Origin of the sequence: Sediminitomix flava (assembly GCF_003149185.1) — a bacterium.
Taxonomy (GTDB): Bacteria; Bacteroidota; Bacteroidia; order Cytophagales; family Flammeovirgaceae; genus Sediminitomix; species Sediminitomix flava.
Window position 1 is genome coordinate 333301 of the sequence record NZ_QGDO01000001.1, and the last position, 19618, is coordinate 352918.

General features: G+C 35.5%; 18 protein-coding genes. 9 read left to right on the forward strand and 9 right to left on the reverse strand.

The features are described from left to right. Positions 1–144 precede the first annotated feature (144 nt). The 4 genes from BC781_RS01220 to BC781_RS01235 all read right to left on the reverse strand — a co-directional run bounded on the left by BC781_RS01220 (position 145) and on the right by BC781_RS01235 (position 4994). A complete protein-coding gene (locus BC781_RS01220; protein ID WP_109615427.1) occupies positions 145–1011 on the reverse strand; it encodes a universal stress protein in 867 nt (288 codons plus the stop codon). A 323-nt stretch (positions 1012–1334) separates the two neighbouring features. After that, entirely contained in the window at positions 1335–2420 is a 1086-nt protein-coding gene (locus BC781_RS01225; protein WP_109615428.1) for an aminotransferase class V-fold PLP-dependent enzyme, read from the reverse strand. A gap of 111 nt (positions 2421–2531) precedes the next feature. Further along, positions 2532–4424 carry a phosphoglycerate dehydrogenase gene (gene serA / locus BC781_RS01230; RefSeq protein ID WP_109615429.1) on the reverse strand — a complete coding sequence of 631 codons (1893 nt, stop codon included), beginning with the start codon at positions 4422–4424 and terminating at the stop codon, positions 2532–2534. A gap of 90 nt (positions 4425–4514) precedes the next feature. After that, a complete protein-coding gene (locus BC781_RS01235) occupies positions 4515–4994 on the reverse strand; it encodes a SixA phosphatase family protein (RefSeq protein ID WP_109615430.1) in 480 nt (159 codons plus the stop codon). A gap of 226 nt (positions 4995–5220) precedes the next feature. Here BC781_RS01235 and BC781_RS01240 point away from each other — a divergent pair, with 226 nt between their 5' ends. From BC781_RS01240 to BC781_RS01270, 7 genes are all read left to right on the forward strand, one after another. Then, on the forward strand, positions 5221–6156 hold the full coding sequence (locus BC781_RS01240; RefSeq protein WP_109615431.1) for a phosphoribosylaminoimidazolesuccinocarboxamide synthase: 936 nt from the start codon (positions 5221–5223) through the stop codon (positions 6154–6156). An 85-nt stretch (positions 6157–6241) separates the two neighbouring features. Further along, positions 6242–6628, forward strand: a complete 387-nt coding sequence (locus BC781_RS01245) for an STAS domain-containing protein (protein ID WP_109615432.1) — start codon at positions 6242–6244, stop codon at positions 6626–6628. Positions 6629–6731: 103 nt separating this feature from the next. Continuing rightward, positions 6732–7649, forward strand: a complete 918-nt coding sequence (locus tag BC781_RS01250) for a ribonuclease Z (protein WP_109615433.1) — start codon at positions 6732–6734, stop codon at positions 7647–7649. Between the two features lie 224 nt (positions 7650–7873). Then, entirely contained in the window at positions 7874–8593 is a 720-nt protein-coding gene (locus tag BC781_RS01255) for a DUF5020 family protein (protein ID WP_158281364.1), read from the forward strand. A gap of 142 nt (positions 8594–8735) precedes the next feature. Next, on the forward strand, positions 8736–10025 hold the full coding sequence (locus tag BC781_RS01260; RefSeq protein ID WP_109615435.1) for an NCS2 family permease: 1290 nt from the start codon (positions 8736–8738) through the stop codon (positions 10023–10025). 276 nt (positions 10026–10301) lie between these two features. After that, positions 10302–10739 (forward strand): DUF5606 family protein, encoded by a 438-nt coding sequence (locus tag BC781_RS01265; protein ID WP_109615436.1) that lies wholly within the window; start codon positions 10302–10304, stop codon positions 10737–10739. A 155-nt stretch (positions 10740–10894) separates the two neighbouring features. Beyond that, positions 10895–11881, forward strand: a complete 987-nt coding sequence (locus BC781_RS01270) for an ROK family protein (RefSeq protein WP_109615437.1) — start codon at positions 10895–10897, stop codon at positions 11879–11881. A gap of 87 nt (positions 11882–11968) precedes the next feature. On the opposite strand, the gene floA is transcribed toward BC781_RS01270, so the two are convergent. After that, positions 11969–12967 carry a flotillin-like protein FloA gene (gene floA / locus BC781_RS01275; protein WP_109615438.1) on the reverse strand — a complete coding sequence of 333 codons (999 nt, stop codon included), beginning with the start codon at positions 12965–12967 and terminating at the stop codon, positions 11969–11971. A 171-nt stretch (positions 12968–13138) separates the two neighbouring features. Between floA and BC781_RS01280 the strand changes: the two genes are divergently transcribed. Continuing rightward, positions 13139–14062 carry a DUF523 domain-containing protein gene (locus BC781_RS01280; protein ID WP_211323658.1) on the forward strand — a complete coding sequence of 308 codons (924 nt, stop codon included), beginning with the start codon at positions 13139–13141 and terminating at the stop codon, positions 14060–14062. Here BC781_RS01280 and BC781_RS01285 read toward each other — a convergent pair. From BC781_RS01285 to BC781_RS01300, 4 genes are all read right to left on the reverse strand, one after another. Then, entirely contained in the window at positions 14055–15125 is a 1071-nt protein-coding gene (locus BC781_RS01285) for a ligand-gated ion channel (RefSeq protein ID WP_109615439.1), read from the reverse strand. The genes BC781_RS01280 and BC781_RS01285 overlap by 8 nt on opposite strands. A gap of 205 nt (positions 15126–15330) precedes the next feature. Then, entirely contained in the window at positions 15331–17322 is a 1992-nt protein-coding gene (locus tag BC781_RS01290; protein WP_158281365.1) for a TonB-dependent receptor, read from the reverse strand. A gap of 70 nt (positions 17323–17392) precedes the next feature. Beyond that, positions 17393–18265 carry a FixH family protein gene (locus tag BC781_RS01295; RefSeq protein WP_158281366.1) on the reverse strand — a complete coding sequence of 291 codons (873 nt, stop codon included), beginning with the start codon at positions 18263–18265 and terminating at the stop codon, positions 17393–17395. Between the two features lie 170 nt (positions 18266–18435). Beyond that, entirely contained in the window at positions 18436–18825 is a 390-nt protein-coding gene (locus BC781_RS01300) for a hypothetical protein (protein WP_158281367.1), read from the reverse strand. A 254-nt stretch (positions 18826–19079) separates the two neighbouring features. Between BC781_RS01300 and BC781_RS01305 the strand changes: the two genes are divergently transcribed. After that, a complete protein-coding gene (locus BC781_RS01305; RefSeq protein ID WP_109615443.1) occupies positions 19080–19592 on the forward strand; it encodes an outer membrane insertion C- signal in 513 nt (170 codons plus the stop codon). Positions 19593–19618 lie beyond the last annotated feature (26 nt).

Consider the following 19618-nt stretch of genomic DNA (forward strand, 5'->3'; position numbering starts at 1 on the left):
ATATGAAGGGGTATTAGGTGATAATTTATAGAATAACACAGTTTTTTATTAATTGGATGTAAACCGACCATAAAAAAAGCCCAATGTCAGAAACATTGAGCTTTCGGGTTGGTAAAGGAAATTATAATCTTAACTATTCTTTGTCTAATCTTTTTTATCGAAATGTTGATTGAAAGTCAACACTGCTAGCTTAGAATGATTTGCTACTTCTTCAGCTACACTACCCATGAGTATGTGAGAGATACCAGTTCTACCATGTGTAGTCATCGCAATCAAATCCGCATTTTTATCTTCTGCGAATACTCTGATTCCTTCCTCTTCTGAGAAGAAGTTGAAGTGGTGAATTTCATAGTTTTCGAAACTATGCTCTTTCACAAAATCTTCAATGGTGTTTTCAGTTTTGATCGTTGTCTCAAATGAGTTTGGCGTAATGATCTTTGTGAACAATATCTTCGTATTGTACAAAGCTTGGAACGCTTTCAGTTTCTCAACTGATTGATAAGATATTTTCTTGAAGTCTGATGCAAAAACCATTGTTTTTGGCTCAAACTCATCTTGGTGGTCTTTGATAGACAATACAGGTGTTCCTGATAGTCTAATCACTTTTTCAGTGTTTGAACCAACCAAGAGTTCGTCAATACCATTTACTCCCGACGTCCCCATTACAATAATGTCTGCTGGGTTTTCTGAGATGTATTCAGCAATATGCTTTTGTGTAACATCAAATACTACATGAGTGTGAAGCGTTACATCTTCATATGTTTTTCTAAACACTTCTACTTTACGGTTGATGTATTCCGTGCTGTTTTCTTTGAAGAACGGATTCACACTTAAATCCACAGTGTGGTAAAGCGCATTTGGATCTGTTCCTGCTGGCATTGGTACATCAACTACATGTAGTAATGTAATTTCAGCCTGAGTTCGTCGAGCAATATCTACCGCTACCTCAAGGGCTTTTTCTGCTTGGACTGAGAAGTCTGTTGGAACGAGTATGCGTTTGTAGGTGCTCATGATAATCGAGTTTAAGTGAGAAATAAAGTATAGTGTTGTTTTTACATTTGTGAATATCTTCAAATATTTATCTAGTTTTGGTGATGATTATCAATGAGTTTTGATGATTGTTTTAGAATGGTGGAAAACAAGCCATTAAAAGCCGTTTTTATCGAATTCAGAAATTGTAAAAAGTAGTCAAAAACATACATATCAGTACAAAAGTATCTGAGTAACTCCTGATTTCTGTCTATTTCAAATGTTGAAAAACTTTGTTCTAGCCAAAAAAAAGGCCAACACCAAGTGAAGACCTTTTCTCATTTATAAAAAGAAGTACTGATTTATTATTTTAATGATTCTAATAAATCATTCAACTTAAAGTATATCTCTTTTGAATGTGTTGGAAAGTTAGCAATACGTACTTGATTTGCTTTATATTTTCCGTAACCTGTACCAATAATAAGTCCCTCTTTCTTCAAATAATCAATTACTTCAGAAGGCTCTTTTCCAATCACCTCAGTAACGATAACCGTTTTAGAACGATGGTCTTTGTTATCAACAATAGGCTTAAAATTCGGGTGACGGTCTAGCAAACCATAAGTCATGGTAGACTTATAATCCATTTCTCCACGAATCATATCTACTCCTCTACGGTTCATATCTTCTGCTACTTTACCCAAAAGGTAAATATTCAAGACATTCGGCGTTTCTGGAGTCATATTGTTTTCAGCTTGTTTCAGAAGAGCTGGAATGCTGTGGTAAGTTCCAACTTTCTGTCCAGCTTCCATCAATTGATTACACTTATCTACACATCTTTGATTGAAAACCCAAACTCCAAGACCTGCAGGCAATCCCATTCCTTTTTGCACAGAAAAGTAAAGGGAATCAATTTTAGTAAGATCAAGATCAACATAAGGAACAGCTGAAACAGCATCTAGAACAATCAGAGCTTCTTGATTTCTTTCTCTAACCTTATAAATTTCCTCAACTGGAAGTTGGACACCCGAAGAGGTTTCATTTTGCGTTAGGCAAATCATCTCAACATCTGATGGAAATTCGATTTCATCTGTCTTGAATCCTTCACCAAATGGAGCTTCTACTTTCTGAGCATTTCGCCCCAATTGCGTTGAGAAATCATAGAATTTCTTTGAGAAAGAGCCATTCACCAAGTGGAAAGAAGATTCACTTGTACAGTTTTGTAGCAAACGCTCCCATATTTCATTGGCAGAGCTTGTAAAGACCATAAAATAGTCTTCTGGAATGCTAAGAAGTTTTCTTACTTCTTTTTCTGTATGTGCATAAATGTCTTTGAAAGCTTGGCTTCTGTGAGAAATTGAAGCCACATTGTTTTTCAAAGCCATTTGAATATGATCTGGAACTGTAAAATACAATTCGCTTGGTCCTGGTGTAAGGTGATAATTTTTAGTCATAAGTAACAGAAACTAAAGTATAAGCAAACCCTAAGAATACAGCGATTCTTAGGGTTATATATATCAGTAAATAATTGAAAGCTCTAATTGTTTAAATGATATGCTAAAAAATTAATATAGCACTCTCAATTTAATTGTTCCTTCAATTTCTTTCAATGCTTCAATCAATTTCGGATCATAAGCCTTGTCGATATCTGTGATCACGTAACCAATTTTCTCGTTTGTCTTCAAATACTGGCCAACAATATTGATTCCGTAATCTGCCATGATACTGTTGATTTTTGCCAAAACCCCAGCTTCGTTTCTATGAATATGAAGCAAACGGTGTGCATTATTCAATTGAGGCAATTGTAAGTTAGGGAAGTTTACACTATTAAATGTATTACCCGTATTTACATAGTCAATCAACTTATTGGGCACAAATTCAGCAATGTTTTCTTGTGCTTCCAAAGTACTACCACCAATGTGAGGAGTCAAAATCAAGTTTTTAGCACCTTGAAGTACCGACTTAAATGGCTCTTGATTATTTTTTGGCTCAGTAGGGAAAACATCTACACCCGCACCTTTTAGCTTTCCACTATCTAGTGCATCACGAAGTGCTTGAACGTCAACTACAGGACCTCTTGCAAGGTTTACAAAAGTAGCCCCGTCTTTCATCATTGCGAACTCCTTCGCACCGAAGAAACTCTTGTTTTCTGCACGACCATCTACATGAAGTGAAACTACATCCACTTTATTTAGAAGCTCCTCAAGTGAAGTACACTTTTTGGCATTACCAAGTGCAAGCTTCTCAATAATATCGTAATAGTATACTTCCATACCCACAGCCTCTGCTATTACAGAAAGTTGTGATCCGATATTTCCGTATCCAATAATTCCTAACTTCTTGTTTCTGATCTCAAATGAACCCGTAGCCGACTTGTTCCATTTTCCTTGATGCATCATTTCAATATTATCAGGAATATTACGCATCAACATGATAATTTCACCAAGTGCAAGCTCAACCACACTACGAGTGTTACTGAAAGGAGCATTAAATACTGCAATTCCTTTCTCTTGAGCTGTTTCAAGATCAACTTGGTTCGTTCCGATACAGAACGTACCAATTGCCATCAGACGGTTGGCATTTTCCAATACCTTTTTCGTGATATTTGTCTTAGATCGGATACCGATGATTGAAACATCTTTGATCTTCTCAGACAATTCTTCTTCGTCCATTGCTCCTTTATGAAGCTCAACTTGATAGCCTTCTTCCTCAAGAGTTGCTTTAGCATTCGGATGAACGTTTTCTAGCAACAATACCTTGATTCGGCTTTTTGGATAAGAAACCGCCATTGGTAATTTATTTTCGTAAAGGATTTCATCTAGGTTTGGCGCAACCATATCTGCATTCTCAACTACAGAAGGTCTACTTACATTTTCAGTAAATGCGTAGAACTTGTCAGCCATTCCCTCCTTTCTAATTTCATAATCAGTATAGCCATCACCAATTACCAAAACTTCACCTTTAAGATCAAGCTCTTTCATTTGAGCAACCTTACCTTGTGGTTTAGTAAGTAGGTTTTCAGTGTCATAGCCATTAATATTTCCGTCTACATCATAAGTAAATGTATTTGCGAAAATATTTTGCTCCAAGATACCATACTCGCTCACTACAGGAGTAATGAAATCTTTAAAGCCATTTGAAACGATAAAAACATCCTCAGCATTTTGCGAAAGAAATTCTTTGTTTCTTTTAAAGGAATCGGAAACCTTACCTTTCAATTCTGAAACTAATGTATCGATATGCTTTTTGTTAGCATCCAATAGTTTTACTCTTCGATCTAGTGCTTCATCAAAAGACAAAGAACCTTCCATAGCTTGATCTGTAAGTTCTTTCACTTGGTTTGCTAAATCCTCTTTATCAGGGTTTTCAGCATGTGAAATTTCGATCAAAACATCTAAGGCTTCAACTTGTGTGAAGGTACTGTCGAAATCAATGACAAAGAATTTTTTTTCACTCATGATAGTTTGCTCGAGAAATAATTAAAAATATCACAACGGATTAGACGTATAATTACATTAATTGCAAATTAATGCAAATTCATTGTGATATCACATTCTTTTTGTGAATTTAATCGTTCCGAATCCTTTTACGATATGATTCCACTCTTCTACATCCAATTCGATGGCTACTGCAGAAGCTGGTACAAAAGAGTAAAATTCTTCTGTTAAATACTCTGCTAGATAGCTTATTGCAGGATTATGACCTACCAAAACCACCGAATTCATAGTATTATCTAAGCCTTGAATCATCTCGTAAAGTTGCCCAACAGAAGCATTATAAATTGAAGGAGCTTCCTCCAACTTTTCTTCGGAAAGGTTTAATAACTCAGAAATGTATCGAGTTGTTTCTTTTGTTCTTTGAGCGGTACTAAAAATCAGTTTATCTACTTCTAAACCTTCAGTATTTAATTCTCTCCCCAACTGAATAGCATGTGTAATTCCTTCAGTGGTTAAATCTCTGTCGAAGTCCGACCCACCCAAGTAACTGTTTTCTGCTTCTGCATGTCTTATCAACACAATTTGCTTCATAGTAATTGTTTTGTTTGATAGTATTAAGAAAATGAAACATTTCTAGAATGCTCTTTAGGAGAGACTAACTTCCTTCACCATTACGCTAAGATTCCTCAATATTTGGGCAAAGTTGCAATAAATTCCATTTAGAGTTAAAAATATCTTTACAGAATTGGTGAATTTCTTAGCTTTGCACTCACATTTGAATTTGTAAAAGATAGAAAACTAAGACCTTTTCAGCAATATGGAAGCTACAAAAAATACCAATTTCCAGTTTGAGAAATCAAATGGTAAGTATGAAGGAAAAGTAAGAGATGTTTACTTTTTTGAGGATAAGTTGGCGATCGTTGCTTCAGACCGTATTTCGGCATTTGATGTAGTACTCAAAAGAGCTATTCCTTACAAAGGACAAGTTCTTAATCAGATTGCAAGTAAATTCTTGCAAATGACTGCTGACATTGTTCCTAACTGGGTGGAAGCTACACCTCATCCTAACGTAACTGTTGGTAAAAAATGTGAGGCATACGCTGTAGAAATGGTAATCAGAGGCTACCTTGCTGGTCATGCTTGGAGAGAATATAAAGCAGGTAAAAGAATGCTTTGTGGAGTGGCATTACCAGAAGGGCTAAAGGAAAATGATAAATTGCCTGAGCCAATCATTACGCCTACAACAAAAGCAATGGAAGGTCATGATGAAGATATTTCTCGTGAAGAAATTCTTGCACAAGGAATTGTAAGCGAAGGCGAATACGTAAAACTTGAGGCTTATACTAGAGCTTTATTTGCTGCTGGTCAAGCATATGCCGCTGATCGTGGTTTGATTTTGGTTGACACAAAATATGAATTTGGTAAATACGATGGTGACATCTATTTGATTGATGAAATTCATACACCAGATTCATCTCGTTATTTCTACGCTGAAGGATACCAAGAACGCCAAGATAAAGACGAGCCACAAAAACAATTATCTAAAGAATTTGTTAGAAAGTGGTTAATTGAGAATGGTTTCCAAGGACAAGATGGACAAGTTGAGCCAGAAATGTCTGATGAGTTTGTAGCCTCAGTTTCTGAGCGATATATCGAACTCTTTGAAAACATTACAGGAGAAAAATTTGAACGCACAAGCTACGAGAATAGAGAAGCACAAATGGAAGAGGCGATCCAAAAGTATTTCGGATAATCGATTAGCCTCTTAAGTACTTTGTATTACATCGAAACTTCTTTATCTTAGTTTCGTATAGCTTGAAAAAAGATAAAATTTAGATATGAAATTCACGATTGATAAGTCGGAAAAATATACAATTATCTCTTTAGAAGAGGAAAAACTAGATTCACTAAAAGCTCCACTTCTTAAGAGTGAAATTATTACGTTGTTCCAATCAGGTACTGAAAACTTGATCCTTGACTTGGAAAATGTAAAATACGTTGATTCGTCTGGGTTGAGTGCCATTTTGGTTGCTAACCGTATGACTGGTGATGTAAATGGCGAATTTGTCATCTGCAACATTTCTGATCACGTGATGAAATTAATCAAAATCTCAAAATTGGAATCTGTATTAAACATCCTTCCAACAAAACAAGAAGCAATCGAGGCGATCTTCTTGCATGAGATTGAAAAAGATTTGGGTACTGAGCCTTCAGACGAAGACTAAAAAGAAACTAAATCTTTAAATAAAACACCTGTCGAGACATAAACCCCTTGGCAGGTGTTTTTTCTATAGCTAAAAATTCAATTAACTAGAACCAATATTACAAGTGCCTTTCGAATTAAAGATTTTAGGAAGTAGTGGTGCCACACCAATCGGCGATCGTTTCATGAGCTCTCAATACCTAACTATTGGGAAATCTCATTTTTTGATTGATTGTGGAGAAGGGGCACAATACCAATTACTCAAGTACGGAATAAGCCCAATGAAAATTTCTAGGATTTTCATTAGTCATTTGCATGGAGATCACTTTTTCGGCTTACCAGGACTTATTTCTTCTATGCAGTTAAACAGACGACAGGAAGAATTACACATTCATGCGCCAAGTGGTCTTGATGACATTTTAACCACTTCTTTCAAACATTCCGATACACAACTTACCTTCAGTATTATTTTTCATCCCACACCTACTGATCCTACAGCTACGATTTATGAGGATGAATTTATCACGGTAGATACACTTCCTTTGAGTCACCGCATCTTTTGTAGAGGTTTTCTATTTCAAGAAAAACCAAAACCAAGAAAGCTTCTAGCTGAAAAATTACCGTATGGAATGCCCTTTGAAATGTACAAACAATTGAAGAGTGGAATTGATGTGGTTTTTGAAGATGTTGAATACAAATCTGATGAGGTAACCCTACCTGCTAAAAAGAGTCGTTCTTATGCCTATTGTTCAGACACAGCTTATCGTGAAGAGTTAATACCATTGTTAAAAAATGTAGATTTATTATATCATGAATCTACCTTTTCTGAACAACATAAAGACCGTGCTACGTACACATTTCATAGTACCGCAAAACAAGCTGCACTAATTGCAAAAAGAGCCAAAGTAGGTAAGCTAATTTTAGGCCACTTTTCTGCACGTTATAAAAATCTTAACATTTTGCTCGAAGAGGCTCAAGAGGTATTTAACAACATTAACTTAGGCGTGGAAGGATCAGATTATGAGCTAATTGATAGTGAATAAATGTTCATTTAACGTGAATTTTTCGTTTATTTTCCATTATCCAACAATTGTACTTATTAACAATTTATTTGCACTTTTTTTAGGATAGCTTAACATGCGCTTCTACTTTTGCAGCATCAATTCGACGGATGGTACCAATCAAATTGAGGATAAATCAGGACTGAGATTTAGTCATTTCACAGTGCTGTTGAAAAAAAATAAAATAAATGAATCACGTATCACTAATGAAAAAAGTATTAACACTTTTAGTTCTTTCTTTTGCATTTTTAGCAAACTTCGAAGCTTCAGCTCAAAACATTCAAGCTCATTACGATTTTGGGGAGACTCGTAAGTACATAACTACTACTTTTGAATATTTTAGACCTGCAGAGAAAGGAGAGACTTTCATGTTTGTAGACTTCGACTACAACATGAACAATGAAGACAATAAGCAAATGTCTTTGGCTTATTGGGAAATCTCACACAAATTTTATTTAAACGAGAACAAACTGAACCTACACGTTGAATACAACGATGGTTTTTTTGCTGGGGGTACTGATGCTATCGCTATCGACCAAGCATTTTTATTAGGTATGGGGCGTCCGTTCTCAATCGGAGGATTCTTCTTCCACCCAACTATTTCTTATAAATTCATTCCTAGCAACGAAAAGAACACTGACTTCCAATTTACTTTGGTTTGGTTCAAGCCGTTGTTTGATGGAAAAGTAATGTTCAATGGTTTCTTGGATATCTGGACAGATGACAGCTTAGCAGATCAGCTTAATCCTGAAGCAACTAGTATCAGCAAACAAGCTGTATTCTTAACAGAGCCTCAAATCTGGTACAACGTGAACGATAACTTTGCAGTTGGTGGAGAAGTTGAAATTAGTAAAGGTTTTGCTGAAGCTCAGTTCGATGACGACTGGATGGTAAACACAACTCTTGGTGTTAAATACACTTTCTAAAAACCAGTTTTAAGGAACAAAGCATTTCAAAAATACATTTCCTAGATGAAAAGCGCATTTGATCTAGGATGTAGAAATTTAAATTTAAAATCCTTACACTCAAGTAGTAGTGAGTGTAAGGGTTTACAAACTCCCTACCAAAATGATTGAAAGAATCTTTAAACTTTCGCAAAGAAATACAACTGTCACTAAAGAATTTGTAGGAGGATTAACTACGTTCTTGACAATGGCTTATATCATCTTTGTCAATCCAAGCATCTTAGGAGACGCTGGAATGGACAAAGGTGCACTAATCACCGTTACGTGTCTTTCAGCATTTATCGGTACTATTTTAGTAGCTCTTAGAGCTAACCTACCTTTCGCAATGGCACCTGGAATGGGGCTAAATGCATTCTTTACTTACTCTCTTGTATTTGGTAAAGGCGTTAGCTGGGAAGTTGCACTTGGTGTAGTATTCCTTTCAGGTATTGTATTCGTTTTATTTACATTCATCGGTCTTCGTGAGAAAATCGTAAAAGCAATCCCAATTACACTACGTCTTTCTATGGCGGCAGGTATTGGTTTGTTTATTTCATTCATCGGGTTCAAAAACTTGGGAATGATCGTAGATAATCCAGCTACACTAGTTAGCTTAGGAGAATTCACTACGCCAGTTATTCTTGGTCTTGTAGGTTTGACTGTAACTGCAATCTTAGAAATCAAAGGTATCAAAGGTGGTATTCTTTTAGGTATCTTGATCACTACTGTATTGGGTATGGTATTGGGAGAAGTTGCTCTTCCAGATAGTATTATCTCAACGCCTCCTTCAATTGAGCCAATCGCTTTCAAATTGGACATTATGGGTGCTTTGAAATGGTCTTTGATTGGCCCAATCTTCTCATTCATGTTCGTTGACCTTTTTGACTCTGTAGGTACAATCATCGCTTGTTCTTACGAAGCTAAAATGGTGAAGAAAGATGGTTCTATTGAAAAAGTAGGTGAAGTTCTTGAAGCAGATTCATTAGCTACACTTCTAAGTGCAGTATTGGGTACTTCAACTACAACTACTTATATCGAGTCAGCTTCAGGTATTTCTGCTGGTGCTCGTACAGGTTTAGCTTCTATTTTCACTGCAGCATTCTTCTTGTTAGCAATGTTGTTTACACCAATCATCGGAATTGTACCAGCATTTGCTACAGCTCCAGCTTTGATTATTGTAGGTGTTTATATGTTCAAGAATGTTTCTAAAATCAACCTTGGAGATATTACAGAAGCAATTCCTGCATTCCTTACTATTTTCCTAATGCCATTAACTTACAGTATCAGTAATGGTCTTAGCTTCGGTTTCATCTCATTTGTATTGGTGAAAGTAGTAGCAGGAAAAGGTAAAGAAGTTTCTCCAATTTTATGGGGAGTGGCTGTACTTTCAGCTCTTAACTTGATTGTAGGATAATCTCTTTTCTGAAGAAAGAAAATATCTATCTATATATCTTCTAAAAGGCTAGCTCAATCGAGTTAGCCTTTTTTATTTTTAAAAATGACTAAAGCTCAAACCACCCTTATAATAAGATGAATTCGGACTTGTTTTTAATAATTTCAAATTCTTTTTCGGGAAATTGTGATAGTGTATTTTTCAATCCTAATGAAATCCTTATTTTTGTCCCTGCTTTGAACGTTAGATGATCAAATAGCACTTTAGAGTGGTATTAACGCATTAAATGATATAATAATGAATTTGAAAGATGTAGCGGCAATTGCCGGAAAACCAGGAATCTTCAAAATCTTGAAGCCTACTCGTAATGGAGTAATCGTTGAGACTATTGCTGAGAAAAAAATGAAATCAGTAGTAAATGCTACTCAACGTATTTCAGTTTTGAAAGAGATTTCTGTTTATGTAGAAGGAGAAGCTGAAGAGTCAGTGCCATTAGAAGATGTATTTGGTTTGATGAAAAAAGCTTGTGAAGGAGCTAAAGCTGATGTCAATACTTCTGATGCAGATGAACTTGCTGATTTCTTAGCATCAATTCTTCCTGCATATGACAGAGATAGAGTTTACACTTCTGACATCAAGAAACTTGTAAACTGGTACAACCTATTGGTAACTTACTACCCAGAAGCATTAGAAGCTGCTGAAGAAGAAGAGGATTCTGAAGAAGCTGCTGAATAAGCATTATCAATTCTATAGAAAATCCCATTTCTTATTCTAGAGATAAGAAATGGGATTTTTTTATACTTTTTACTTTTTTCCCTTCAATCTTCCATCGGGAAATTTCCCTAGAAGATTCAGTGTTACTCAAAAAAACACCCTTTAATTCATCATTTATGAAAGAAGTAACACTAGGTATAGATATAGGTGGTACAAATACCAAACTCGGGTTTGTAGACGAAAAAGGAAAAGTACATGGAGAATCATCAATTCCGACTTTTGCAGATCAATCCATAGACATTTTTCTTGAACGCTTAACTTCTCAAGTTGATCTATTAAAAAAAGAGATCAAAGAAAGTATGACTATTGTAGCAATTGGAATTGGAGCTCCAAATGCTAATTTTCATAATGGAAAGATTGAAAAAGCGCCAAATCTAAAAGCTTGGGGTGACGATGTTCCTCTAGCCTATTTTGTCAATAAAGCACTTCACCTACCTGTTTACATCACAAATGATGCAAATGCTGCTGCTCTTGGGGAATTACAGTTTGGCGCAGCAAAAGGCTTAGATGATGTTATTGTCATTACACTCGGTACAGGGCTCGGAAGTGGTATCATAGTGAATGGAGAACTTGCAACAGGTCATGATGGTTTTGCTGGTGAATTAGGTCACGTAAGTGTAAAATTTGATGGTAGAATCTGTGGGTGTGGTAAAAAAGGCTGTTTAGAAACTTACGTTTCTGCAACAGGAATAAAAAGAACTGTATTCAAAATGCTTTGTGAACATAATGGAAATAGTGTTTTATCCAATGTTGCATATGACGATCTGGATGCTGCTATGATTTCTGAAGCGGCCAATAATAGAGATGCTGTAGCATTAGAAGCTTTTGACTACACAGGAATGATCTTGGGGATTAAATTAGCAGATACCGTTGCTCACCTTAGTCCTGCTGCATTTATTCTTACAGGAGGATTGGCAAATGCTGGTCATTTAATTACTGAGCCAACTAAAAAATATATGGAACAGAATCTTATGCCAATCTTCAAAGGAAAAGTAAAAATCCTTACTTCTGGCATCAAAGATGCAAATCCTGCAATTCTAGGTTCTGGAGCTTTAGCTTGGCAAGAATATAAAAAAAACACCCCTCCTAAAGTTGAGAAGTAAAATCTCACACCTCAAAATGAAACCCCAAAACTGCGATATTTCACAATTTTGGGGTTCTTTATTTTCTAAGAATAAACGATGATATTATTAGTCATCACTATCGTTATTCTTCTTTTTCGTTGTTGAAGTATCCGATTCTGCAATTGAATCTCTCATTGAAGTATCAGCCTCAATATTTTTCATTTTGTAATAATCCATGATTCCAAGATTACCACTTCTGAATGCTTCAGACATTGCTAAAGGAATCTCAGCTTCTGCCTCAATTACTTTTGCTCTTGCTTCTTGCGCTTTTGCTTTATTCTCTTGTTCTTCAGCTACGGCCATTGCTCTACGCTCTTCAGCCTTTGCTTCAGCAACTTTCAAGTCAGCTTGCGCTTGGTCTGTTTGAAGAGCAGCACCAATGTTTTTCCCTACATCTATGTCTGCAATATCAATTGACAAGATTTCAAAAGCAGTTCCAGAATCCAATCCTTTACCCAAAACAAGTTTAGAAATACGATCTGGATTTTCAAGTACTTTTTTATGAGAATCAGAAGAACCGATTGAGGTTACAATACCTTCACCTACACGAGCTAAGATTGTATCTTCTCCAGCACCACCGACTAATTGTGCAATATTTGCACGAACAGTAACTCTGGCTTTAGCTACCAATTGAATACCATCTTGTGCAACTGCTGCAACAGGAGGCGTATTAATTACTCGAGGATTTACTGAAATTTGAACAGCTTCAAATACATCTCTACCAGCTAGGTCAATAGCAGCAGCTTGTTTAAAAGAAAGGTCAATATTTGCTTTATCAGCTGAAATTAGGGCCTTAATTACCGACGGCACATGACCACCCGCAAGATAGTGAGTTTCCAAATCGGTAGTGGTTACAGCCAAACCAGCTTTGGTAGCCGTAATTAAAGAATTTACTATAACTTTTGGCGGTACTTTACGGATTCGCATAAATACCAATTGAAGTAAACCAACCTTCACATTAGAAAACTGTGCTGTAATCCAAAGGTCAACAGGGATAAAATATAACAAAACAATTAAGGCAACTAACGCTCCTCCAATTGCTATCAGAATAGGTACCATTTCCATATACGACTCGTTTGCTTTTAAAAAATTGACATCTTAGAAAAAGTAAGTTAACTATGATTTGTTCAAATAAAAACTTAGTTAGGTCTTATTTTTAATCATCACACCCTCATTTACTTTTATTTAATACAACCATCATCTCCTCTTTTCATCCAATTCTTCCTATATTAAAGAATGATAGAAAACATCCTCACAGAAAAAATAAGTATTGGAATCTCTGCATGTATGGCTGGCTCTAAAGTTAGATACAATGCTAAAGGTTGGGATATGCTTGATGGATTGCAACGTGAAAAATCTGATTTTAGGTGGACGCCACTTTGCCCAGAAGTAATGAGTGGAATGGGAGTTCCTAGACCAACGATTAAACTTGTTGGTGGAAATGGAGATGACTTTTGGGAAGGCAAAGCAATCATCAAAAGTAAAAAAGGTGAAAACCTTTCTGAATCACTTCGCAACGCATCAGAAATGTGTCTACAAACATTAAGAAGTGCCGAAATCAATGCTTTCATTTACATGGAAGGCAGTCCAACTTGTGGGGTGAAGCGAACAACACTTAAAAATACTAGCTTAGGGAAACCGCCTGGTGTATTTGGCTCTTTATTGGTAAAAGAAGAATTTTTCTTAATCCCATCTCAAGAATTGCAAAGTCCTGTAAAATGGTGGGATGCAAAACGCAGACTTGTTGCATTTGTATGGCTTTGTAGGCAGGACCTTAATTCTGCAAAATCAGTATCTGAAATTTGGCATTATCTCAAATATCTTTGTCAAGAACTCAACGAAAAGAAAGCAAGAGCACTTGGTACATTAATCGCAGAACTGAATTCAGAATCTACTTTTGCCACTTTCGAACAAATCAAAATTGATATTCTGAAAATCCTTAGAGAACCTACAACTCTCCCTAAACTCAAAAATGCTCTTTGGAAAAACTACTCTTTTTTGAGAAAGAATAAAAACTTTGAAATTCCTGAAATTAATCCTCCTGAAACACTCCGTAATGTAACTACTTTTGTAAAAGAACTCATGATCGCAGAGAAAGAATCAAAACTAAAGGCACTACTATTAGGCTGTTCTCCCATCGTTTACAGGCCGTCTAGATAACTCCTAAAATCAAGGTTAGAGCTGTTGCTAGAATAATAATGATAGGATACCAAACTTTGGCTTTCCCATCTATTTTTGCTGCAAATTCTACACCTTTCACATCGCCTTTGTGCTTCACTAAAATACTGTAAAATAGAGTACTAAAAATAAGTACTGTCGAAAACAAAATGTATTTATCTAACCTCGTTAAATAAGATATGACAGGCAATGAATTTGTAATCATGAAACGGTAAGCAATCACAGTCAACATGGAAGTAATTGATACACTGACTCGATGCCCAATATCAGTTGCAGGTAACCAAAAAATGATACTTGCCATTAACATGATTAAAATCAGAGGAATAATAATGGTAAAAACATAATAGCCCAAATATCTCTTAGCCACAAAACTCAGACTTACAGATGCTACTCCAGGGCGACTAGGGATTATTTGTAAATCATCTTTAAAGGCTTTATGACTTAATATTTTCCAATCGGCAATGGATGGTGTACGGGTAACATAGGCCAAAGAATCATTAATTATAAAACTAACATCATTGTGATTGTAACCAGCAGCAGCCATTGTGATTGTAAAAACCTGCTCATCCATCGGAAAATCATGTAACTTCAAGGGTTGAGAGAAATTCCCCCACACTCTTTGCCTGTAAGTCACAAGTCCATCCCGAGAAATTGACACTGTTTTTGGAAATGTACTCCATACTTTCTGCTGATTGGTAAGCTGAATTCTCGGATTCCAAATACTATCCAAAGGTTGAATCATTACATCACCTTGATCATGTGCTAAACGAGTATCTCTCCATCTTAAAACGTAGAAGAAATTCACTGTAAAACTCTGATCTGAATCACTGATTTCGTCTATGTCAATAACTAACATTCCAACCTGTACATCTGTTGGTTTACCAGGGTTGGGGCTACCAGACTTTAGTTTACCTAGCTCAAACTTCTTTTTATTAATATCCTCTTGACCAAAACTTAAAAAAGATTGGCCAAAAAGAATCATAAAGAGAATAAGAATGAGAGCTTTAAATTTATGATTAAATATGTTTCCCTTTAGTTTTATCATTCTAAGTTAGCTTTTCGCATCATCGACTTTAGTCGCTAACATAGAATCGAATTCATGGCTTATAAAGTTCAGCAAAAGGTACAGTAGGATTAGTCTGCGTAATATTTTGAAAGAAAATACTTTTGAAGTGAGAATAAATAAAAAAGTCTACTCTAAATCTTAAGACCTAGAGTAGACTTTAATTTCTTTCAACTATCTCAAAAGATTAGAAATAGTATGATAAACCCAAATGAATATTTCTACCCATTCTATTAATCCCTCCCCAATCAAGATGGTTACGGTAAGCTGTATCAGTAAGATTATCTATTCCTCCTTCTACCCTATAATTATTAGTTGCTAGTTTTCCTTCGAAGCCAATTCTCAGATTTATCAAATGATAAGAAGACGTCGCTACTTCTCCTACATCAGTATTAATTTGGTTTTGAGTTGCAGCAAAAGTATAATCTAACTGAGTAAATAGATTCTCATGTCTAAAGAATAAAGTATTTTGAAGAGTAAATGGTTGAATAAACGGCAACGGCTCTCCATTCTCTAATTCTCCTTTTTGATAACTCGCTGTCACATTCCATTCTAAAGCCTTGATTGGTTTCCAAACTGAACCAAACTGTAAACCAGTCAGCATAGAATTCCCAATATTTTGATAGCTCTTTACCCCATTTGCACCAATCGTCATTCGGTCATAATCAGGTTCTATTACGCCCAAAATAGTATTTGACACCCAATAATTAAAAGCTTTCAAACTAAGGCTTAGACTTCTTTTCTGATAAGATAACTGAGATGAAAACTGAATCGCTCGCTCATTCTCTAAATCTGGATTACCGATATAATCAAAGCCATCAAAACTATTAAACAGGTAGAAACCATATAGCTCAGAAACTGAAGACAGACGTTCATTTTTAGCTAAACTTAGATTTAAATTGAGATTTTCACTTAAATCAAGGCTTGTACCAATCAGTCCATTAATGATAAATCTGTGATCTACATCAGGAATCACGTAATTGAAGTTTTCAAACTGTCCTCTTCCCATTTCAGAGAGCATTTGTGTATGTGACAAATCAGCTCTCACATTCGCATAAAGCTCTAAACTTGGTGAAAAATGTAGTCTATCTTCCAAAAATAATCCAGAAACCGTTCTTCTTGTATCTGGCCAAGTCAGCATAAAAGAAGGTGGTGCATTTTCAGGATACATAGTCATCTCGGCTCTTACTTCATTGGAATAGACATCTGCTCTCATATTCCAATGATGCTTTCCTTTCATGCCTTCTAATTCCAAGTAACTCCCGTATGTTGTACTCCAACCGGGCATATCCATATGAATGGCCACATCCTCTCGTTGAGTATCATCCATAATGTGCGTGATCTGATTGGCATAAATTTTAGCTTCAAGTCTATCAATGATTGAATTGAGATTTTTTTGCTTATAGCCTACTCCAAAGATCTTTCCCGATGCTGTAGATACATCCATTGGTAATGCTGGATAACCAATATCCCAAGCCTCATCAAGAATAAAAGTAGCATTCCAAACTCCTTCACTCTTATTGATCAATGATGTTGAAATGGCATGATTAGTTTTATTATACTGCGAATACTGGATTTCATTTCCATTCCCATCTGTATAATTTTCATGCATTCGCAAACTTCCAGAATACCTAATTTTCCATTTTTCAGTCTGATAGTTTAAAACGGCTTGATAATCTTGTCCACTGGTATTTGAGCTGTACTTTGAGCGCAAAGTACCCGAAAAAGGCTCAGCGGATGTAGGTATATCTTGAAGTTTCAAATCTAAGCTACCTCCAAGATTTGATCCTATTTTTTGAGAACCATGATCAGAATGAATGACTGCTTCAGATAAATTATTGATTTCAATGTAAGAAGTCACAGGATCCATTTTGTCTGTACAGGCTCCAAAAATGCGCATACCATCAATACTCACATTGATTTGCCCAGAAGATAAAGAGTTAATAATTGGTTCTTGGGCATAATTTCCCCTTCTGATCATTTGCATAGAAGGATGTTTTTCTAACATCCCTTCTACCATATCCATTTGCCCTTGTTGATGAAAAAGGATTTGAGTGTTCAAAGAGCTTTCAACTTCAATTTCATCTAAAAAATGAATATTTAAAGAATCTTCTTCTTGTGCAATAGAGACTTCAGACAGAAGTAAAACTGAAAAAAGGATCAATAATACTTTTCTCATATACATAGATTTTTCTGTAAAGAATGAATGAGGACTTTAGCCGTCCTCATTCTATATATTATAAAGTCTCTTAGAATTCTAAATAGAAAGAGTGATGTGATTCGTCCTCTAAACTATTTAGATATTCCATTTCATCAGAAGAAATTTTCAAATCGACTAACCAATCTCCTGTCATTGTGAAATTCAGAACTCCTTGGTAATACCCATCTTTAATTTCTGTAGGATTTTCATTTCCTGGAGAACCATGTCCCATAGAAGGCATTGTTGGTTTCCATTCAACGTTTAGGTTTGTCAGAGGAGTAAATGTCATCATATCTTCCATTACGTGAGCTGTCAATACCACATCATTGCTTTTCACTGCGGGTTCTCCATCTACAAAGTAATAAGAGAAAATATATGTTTTATCTTCAAGTTTTCTTCTTATCACAGTTTGGTAAGTAGCATCTTCACCTTGATAAGTCGATTGCTTATCCATTACTTCAATTTCAATTTCTACAGTAGATGAAATGTTTTGTGTTTCGTCTTCTACTTTCAAGTTCAATGTCCAGATACCCATATCTCCCATACTTGCCATTTGGAAGACAATTCCACCATAGTACAAATTATCATCACCAACAGTAGGCTGATCAACAGGTGCTGAATGCATCATCCCCATTTCAACCATATCCATCATTGGCATAAGTTTAACTTTAGACGATGACAACAATTCATTTGTTTCAACATCATAAAGAGCCACAACAAACTTATTGTATCCTGCAAATAACTTCTCAGTAGCATATATATGCGCTACAGCATTCAACTCTGATAGTTCCTCTGAAGCAATCATCTCATACATACTCATATCTGGAGTAGAATCATTATTTTCAGACTCATCTGTACAAGAAAAGAATATTAAACTTACTAGGGCGAAAATTAGGGAATGAAGGATATTTGATTTTTTCATTATTCTCATTTTTTAAAATAGGCATACAGCTCCTTACCACGCTAAATCCTCCAATTTAATATGAGGAAAAGATGGTAGGAAATAACATGTTTTCACTTTGTTATAAGACATTACAGTGTTACTCTAAGTAAGAATAGCATACTGATTTTAGTCCTAAATCGAAATGGAAATTAGAGCTGAGGAGGTCTTAAAAAAGAAGAATAAAAAGAAGATTTGAGTAAAAATATGACGGTATTATAGGTTTTCTTGGCTGAAAATCCACTAACCGACAAAAAGTCTAAGTCAAATAAATTTGAAACCCAAATCGGAAAAGTAGTTGTAACAGTGAAACTTTCAGCATTAGAAGTCTGATCTGCTTCACCTTCATGCTCAATTGATTTTTTCAGAAAACATTTTCCATTACAAGCCAATTTTGGTCGACTCTTATTGACACAGAAGTTTTCAGCAATAAAATCTTTTCGGGCTTCATAATCTAACAAAAGTATAGGCATAGACAATGCATTGAGTATTACCACAAGGATACTCATATACAAAGTGCCATATGTTAGATATTTTTTCACCACGCTTTTAGATTTTGCACAAAAGAAAGAAGTCAGATTTTTATTTCCAATTGTTTGTAAATAAAAATTTTCAAGAAAGAAACTTTATCCTTTATTCTATAAAAGTTCATTTCAACACGTTTTTTTAACCTCTAGAAGCGCTTTTTGTTTTTGTTTCACATTTAACACTCACAATAATTTTTAATATTAGACTTAAATAGTACAATTCTTGCTAATTTTGTTCTCTTGGAAAAATCAATTTCAATAATCTTTCTATGAAAAAATTAATTAGCTTTTTAGCGCTAGCATTCTTGTCTTTATCGGTATTCGCAACTGAAACTGATGGAGATGGTGATAAAAGTAACAGCCAAAATAAAAAAGGTGCTCAACAAGTAAATATGAGCGGAATGGAGCTTGGTCTTCGCCTTACGGATGGCTGGAATGCTGGTATTGATTTCGTTTACAACTTAGGTGGTGCTAATCGTATCCATGCAGGTATGACCTTCGGAAGTGGAGGAGTTGGCTTGGAAGGATTCTATGACTGGAATTTTGTAGTAGATCAAAAAATCAAATTTTATGTAGGTCCTGGTGTTGGTTTAGGTCTACATGATGACTTCACTCTAGGTATTGGTGGTGAAGGTGGTGTTGAATACCAATTCAACGCTCCAATTACAGTTGGTTTCGACTGGAGACCAATGCTTAACTTCTTTGGAAATAACGGAGAAGGAGGAAGTAACACAAACTTTAACGCTGGTAACTTCGGCGTTAATGTTCGTTACAGATTCTAATCTCTCGATATAAAAAAATTGAAAGC

Coding starts and splice junctions, on each gene's coding strand:
- BC781_RS01220 (WP_109615427.1), bottom strand. CDS start 1,011: ATGAGCACCTACAAACGCATACTCGTTCCAACAGACTTCTCAGTCCAA.
- BC781_RS01255 (WP_158281364.1), top strand. CDS start 7,874: ATGAAAAAAGTATTAACACTTTTAGTTCTTTCTTTTGCATTTTTAGCA.
- BC781_RS01270 (WP_109615437.1), top strand. CDS start 10,895: ATGAAAGAAGTAACACTAGGTATAGATATAGGTGGTACAAATACCAAA.
- serA (WP_109615429.1), bottom strand. CDS start 4,424: ATGAGTGAAAAAAAATTCTTTGTCATTGATTTCGACAGTACCTTCACA.
- BC781_RS01280 (WP_211323658.1), top strand. CDS start 13,139: ATGATAGAAAACATCCTCACAGAAAAAATAAGTATTGGAATCTCTGCA.
- floA (WP_109615438.1), bottom strand. CDS start 12,967: ATGGAAATGGTACCTATTCTGATAGCAATTGGAGGAGCGTTAGTTGCC.
- BC781_RS01260 (WP_109615435.1), top strand. CDS start 8,736: ATGATTGAAAGAATCTTTAAACTTTCGCAAAGAAATACAACTGTCACT.
- BC781_RS01265 (WP_109615436.1), top strand. CDS start 10,302: ATGAATTTGAAAGATGTAGCGGCAATTGCCGGAAAACCAGGAATCTTC.
- BC781_RS01245 (WP_109615432.1), top strand. CDS start 6,242: ATGAAATTCACGATTGATAAGTCGGAAAAATATACAATTATCTCTTTA.
- BC781_RS01235 (WP_109615430.1), bottom strand. CDS start 4,994: ATGAAGCAAATTGTGTTGATAAGACATGCAGAAGCAGAAAACAGTTAC.
- BC781_RS01240 (WP_109615431.1), top strand. CDS start 5,221: ATGGAAGCTACAAAAAATACCAATTTCCAGTTTGAGAAATCAAATGGT.
- BC781_RS01295 (WP_158281366.1), bottom strand. CDS start 18,265: ATGAAAAAATCAAATATCCTTCATTCCCTAATTTTCGCCCTAGTAAGT.
- BC781_RS01285 (WP_109615439.1), bottom strand. CDS start 15,125: ATGATAAAACTAAAGGGAAACATATTTAATCATAAATTTAAAGCTCTC.
- BC781_RS01225 (WP_109615428.1), bottom strand. CDS start 2,420: ATGACTAAAAATTATCACCTTACACCAGGACCAAGCGAATTGTATTTT.
- BC781_RS01305 (WP_109615443.1), top strand. CDS start 19,080: ATGAAAAAATTAATTAGCTTTTTAGCGCTAGCATTCTTGTCTTTATCG.
- BC781_RS01290 (WP_158281365.1), bottom strand. CDS start 17,322: ATGAGAAAAGTATTATTGATCCTTTTTTCAGTTTTACTTCTGTCTGAA.